The sequence below is a fragment of the Pseudomonas juntendi genome (assembly GCF_009932375.1).
Classification (GTDB): Bacteria; Pseudomonadota; Gammaproteobacteria; order Pseudomonadales; family Pseudomonadaceae; genus Aquipseudomonas; species Aquipseudomonas juntendi.
In genome coordinates this window covers 1-4,123 of the sequence record NZ_BLJG01000278.1, presented here as the reverse complement: position 1 = coordinate 4,123, position 4,123 = coordinate 1, and the positions used below count along the sequence as shown (strand labels likewise).

5 protein-coding genes are annotated in these 4,123 nt (G+C 61.0%); all 5 read left to right on the top strand.

Annotated elements, in window-relative coordinates; genetic code table 11:
• The first annotated feature begins 443 nt into the window (after positions 1-443).
• The gene (locus GYA94_RS24380; RefSeq protein ID WP_115293780.1) at positions 444-770 is read left to right on the top strand and encodes an MFS transporter; all 327 of its coding nucleotides are present in this window, start codon (positions 444-446) and stop codon (positions 768-770) included.
• On the top strand, positions 767-1,078 hold the full coding sequence (locus GYA94_RS24375) for a hypothetical protein (protein WP_161893264.1): 312 nt from the start codon (positions 767-769) through the stop codon (positions 1,076-1,078). The genes GYA94_RS24380 and GYA94_RS24375 overlap by 4 nt, the downstream gene beginning before the upstream one ends.
• Positions 1,079-1,129: 51 nt before the next feature.
• Positions 1,130-2,530, top strand: a complete 1,401-nt coding sequence (locus GYA94_RS24370; RefSeq protein WP_161893263.1) for a DUF1073 domain-containing protein — start codon at positions 1,130-1,132, stop codon at positions 2,528-2,530.
• Between the two features lie 67 nt (positions 2,531-2,597).
• Entirely contained in the window at positions 2,598-3,389 is a 792-nt protein-coding gene (locus GYA94_RS24365; RefSeq protein WP_161893262.1) for a phage minor head protein, read from the top strand.
• 3 nt (positions 3,390-3,392) lie between these two features.
• Positions 3,393-4,123, top strand: a 731-nt coding sequence (locus GYA94_RS24360; protein ID WP_161893261.1) for a DUF2213 domain-containing protein, incomplete at its 3' end; no start/stop codon positions are given.

Sequence of the window (4,123 nt, the reverse complement as noted above, 5' to 3'; positions counted from 1 at the left end):
CCAAGTGCTGGGTTTTTTTGGCCCCAAGAGGGCCTCAAGAGTCCCGGCCCAGCGCCGGGATTTCTTTTTCTAGTGTTGGGACCCACTGCCAGTGTGGCCCGCAAGGGATGACTGGACGCGGATAAGCCGGTAGTGCCGCGATGCAGAAAAACACCGGCAGTCCAAGCGCTCATTCCTCACGTGATTCGTGAGTGGCTTGAGGCAGCCCTGGCGAGACCGATGCAGCGGGGTGTCGGCGACAGGAAAGCCTATGGCGGACAGGTGGGGAGAGACCCACGCGTAATGCAGATGATTAAAGCCCGGCGGAAACGCGCAGGGGTAACAGTCAGCGTGGGGACTGGAGGGAAACGCCACGACAGCTAACTGAAAGGTTGGCCATCTGCACCCATTCTGAATCCAGGCTGCGGCCTGGGATCCACAACATGCACAGCGAGAGGTCGGGCATGGATTTTTTTCACCGCATGCTCGACAAGCTCGACTGGGCCATTGCGGGCCTATTGGGGGCCTTGGTTGCCACCCGCTGGCACAAGGATGACCTAACGGACCGAAAGGCTTGGTTGCTGTTCCTTCTGACCGGCATGGCCTGCGCCCACTACCTGACGGGCATGGTCAGCACCTACTTCGGTATTGTCGAGCCCCGCAGCGTTGCGGGGGTAGGGTTCCTGCTGGGCACCTTCGGCGGCTCGCTCATTGCTGCCGTCACCCGAGCCATCAAGGCCGCTGATCTATGGTCTGTCATCAGGTCCAAGTTCGGAGGGCCCAACGGATGATTCTCGAATACATCAACGCCTTCTCTGCTGGCCTGATCGCCTTGTGGGCTACTTGGGCAGTCCTGAGTGGGAAGGTACGCGACGGGGTGATAGGCAAGATCCTGTACTCCATCATCGCCCTGAGCGGCTACGCCATCCTTGCTCGATCTGATCGCATGTTCTTCACCCCGAACACCGCGGGCGTCACGATGCACGTCGCGCTGGCCCTGGCTGGCATTCGGCATATGTTCGTCGTCATGTACTGGCCAAGGGTCAAGCGCTGGATCTGCCAGCGACTTGACTGCGACCTGTGCAAGCAGCCGAAGTGATGCGCGCCACAAAATCATGAAGTGCCATTATGTGGCGCGGAGTAAAAACCTGTGACCACATCAAAACCGCGAATTCAAGTGCCGTCTGGCGGAATTGTCACAAGCGACAGCCTCCAGAATCTGGTAGCCAACATCGGCACCAACCGGGATAAGCGCACGCACAACCAGTTCGGGTTCCAGTTCGTCACACCCTACGAGCTCGAAGCGGCCTATCAGTCCAACTGGCTGGCCCGCCGCATCGTGGATAAGCCGAACGAGGATGCCCTGCGAGAGTGGCGCCGCTTCAACGGCAAGGATGCGAGCAAGATTGCTGCCGAGGAGCGTCGCCTGGGCGTTCAGCAGAAGTACCTGGATGCGTGCTGCTGGGCTGATCTATACGGCGGCGCGGCTATGCTGATGATCACCGGCCAGGACCTGAGCAAGCCCCTTGACCTGAACAAGGTGAAGAAGGGCGGCCTCAAGAACATCGTCGTGTTCGACCGCTGGGACATCCAGCCGAGCCAGTTCAACTTCACCGATCCTCTGGCGCCCAACTGGATGCTGCCAGAGATCTACACGGTGGTGAACGGCCAGCAGCCTATCCACTACTCGCACGTCATCCGCCGCACGGGCGCTCGCCTGCCGCGCCGTATGGCTCAGTTCGAACAGGGTTGGGGTGACAGCCGCCTGCGTCGCTGCATGGAAGACCTGCGCGACGTGGTGGCCACCAAGGGCGGTATTGCCTCGCTGGTGCTTGAGGCCAACGTAGACACCATCAGCGTCAAGGGCCTGCAAGGTGCCCTGGCCAGCGCTCAATGTGATCAGATCACCGAGCGCTACCGCATGTTCGGCATGCTCAAAGGGATCATCAACCTGGGCCTGCTCGACCAAGACCATGAGAAGTACGAGCGCAGCAGCGTCGCATTCTCCGGCCTGAGCCAAATCATGGAGCAATTCATGGTCTGGACTGCTGGTGCAGCCGAGATGCCGGTGACCGAGCTATGGGGGCAATCCGCTGCAGGGCTCAACTCCACCGGTGACGGCGACCTCAAGACCTACCACGGCACGATCAAGGGCAAGCAGGACGGCCAGATGCGCCGCGACCTCGAGCGTGTGGACGAGGTGTTGATCCGTTCTGCTCTGGGCTACTACCCCGACGACATCGAGTTCGAGTGGAACCCGCTCTACCAGAAGTCGAGCGTGGAAGAAGCCCAAGAGGATCTGGCAGACGCCCAGGCCGATGCGATCAACATCGAGAACCGCATCATCCGCCCAAGCCACGCCATGACCCGCGCGCAGGCCAAAGGTCGATACGCCATCACCGACGAGCAGATCGCCGCCCAGGTGCGGCGAGAGAAGGACGAAGACAATGGCCTTGGCTCCGATGAAAACCTCGAAGTCTTCACCCTTGGAGGCCCTGACGGCGACGACCAAGGCCCTGATGGCAAGAAAGCGCAAGCCACGGGCGCCTGATCCGGTAAAGCCAAGTGAGGGCGCAGAGCGCTTCTATCGGGGCGAGCTAAATGCCCTGGTGCGCAATATGTCGCAGCAGCTGTATGCCGTGCTGGGCCCTGAACTGGCTCGACTCAAGCCGCAATACACCGCCGACAGCCTGGTGACCCTGGATGGCTGGACTGACGAAATCCTCGCGGTAATACGCCGGGTGTCGTCGACATTCACCACCAGCCTGTTCGATCAGCAGGCCAGTCGGGTGGCGGCCGGCACCATCAGCCGGGCCGAGGCCGACAACGCCGAAGATTTCCGCAAGTCGGTCAATCGGGCTGTGGGTGTGGACTTCGAGCTGATCACCAAGCCCAAGGGCATGGTCGACTACCTCGAAGCCTCGACCGCCGAGAACGTCAACCTGATCAAGTCTATCCCCGCCGAGTACTTCCAGCGGGTTGAGACGATCGTTCTTGGTGGCATGAAGAGCGGCCTAGCCCCCACGGCCATCGCCAAGCAGATTCAGGAGCAGACCGGTGTCAGCTCCAGGCGCGCCAAGCTGATCGCTCGGGACCAGGTATCGCAGCTGAACAGCGACCTGACCCGCCAGCGGCAGACAGCGGCAGGCATCGAGTTCTACCGCGTCGAGACAGCCAACGACCAGCGTGTCTCTGGTGACCCCAACGGCAAGTACCCCAACGCCAAGATCAGCTGCTACGGCATCGCCAAGCAGGACATCGGCTATGGCCCAGGTGTTTACAAGGTGTCCGAGGGTGCCACCTGGCGCGGTGTGACCAACCTGCACCCTGGCAAGCACCACCCGCTCTGCCGGTGCGTAGGGATATCCCTGATACCCGGCGTGAACTACTTCCCCGACAAGAACGGGTAGCACATGAAAAGAATGACCATCGACGCGGCCTTCACGCCGACGTCGCGCACTCGTACGCCTGAGGGTTACCTCTGCGTGAAGGGCATTGCGGCCCGCACAGGGGTTTACCAGTACGTATCGACGGAACTGGACCTGCCGGGCCCGGCCCGCATCGTGAACGTCTACAAGCCCGCCGAAGAGCTGTTCAGCCCTGAGTCGATGGCCACGTACGTCGACAAGGATGTGACCAACGACCATCCCGAAGACCTGGTCGACTCGACCACCTTCCGCGAGGTCTCCGTCGGCCACGTTCGCGGCGTTGAGCAGGACGGCGAGAACCTCGTCGTCGACATGATCATCAAGGACCAGTCGGCCATCGACGACATCGAGTCGGGCAAGGCCGAGCTCTCGCCTGGCTACACCGCTGAATACGCGAAAGAGCCCGGCGTTGCGCCAGACGGCCAGTCCTACGAGTACACCCAGCGCACCATCCTGAACAACCACATGGCGGTTGTTGAAGCAGCGCGGGCCGGAAAGATGGCCCGAATTTTTGACCACAAACCGAAAGGTATCCCCCCAATGGCGACCCGGAAAGTCTTCCTAGACTCCAAGAAAAGCCGCTCCGTCATCCTCGACGAAGAGACCGCAACGGTAGTCGAAGACGCCGTGTCAGGCCTCATGAAAACCTTGGATGAAGCCAACGAGCGCGCAGACAAGGCCGAAGCGGCCAAAGACGAAGCCGAAGAGAAGGCAGA

Bases quoted from the DNA above. Each gene is read 5' to 3' on its own strand.
- GYA94_RS24365 (WP_161893262.1), top strand. From the start codon at position 2,598: ATGTCGCAGCAGCTGTATGCCGTGCTGGGCCCTGAACTGGCTCGACTC.
- GYA94_RS24375 (WP_161893264.1), top strand. From the start codon at position 767: ATGATTCTCGAATACATCAACGCCTTCTCTGCTGGCCTGATCGCCTTG.
- GYA94_RS24380 (WP_115293780.1), top strand. From the start codon at position 444: ATGGATTTTTTTCACCGCATGCTCGACAAGCTCGACTGGGCCATTGCG.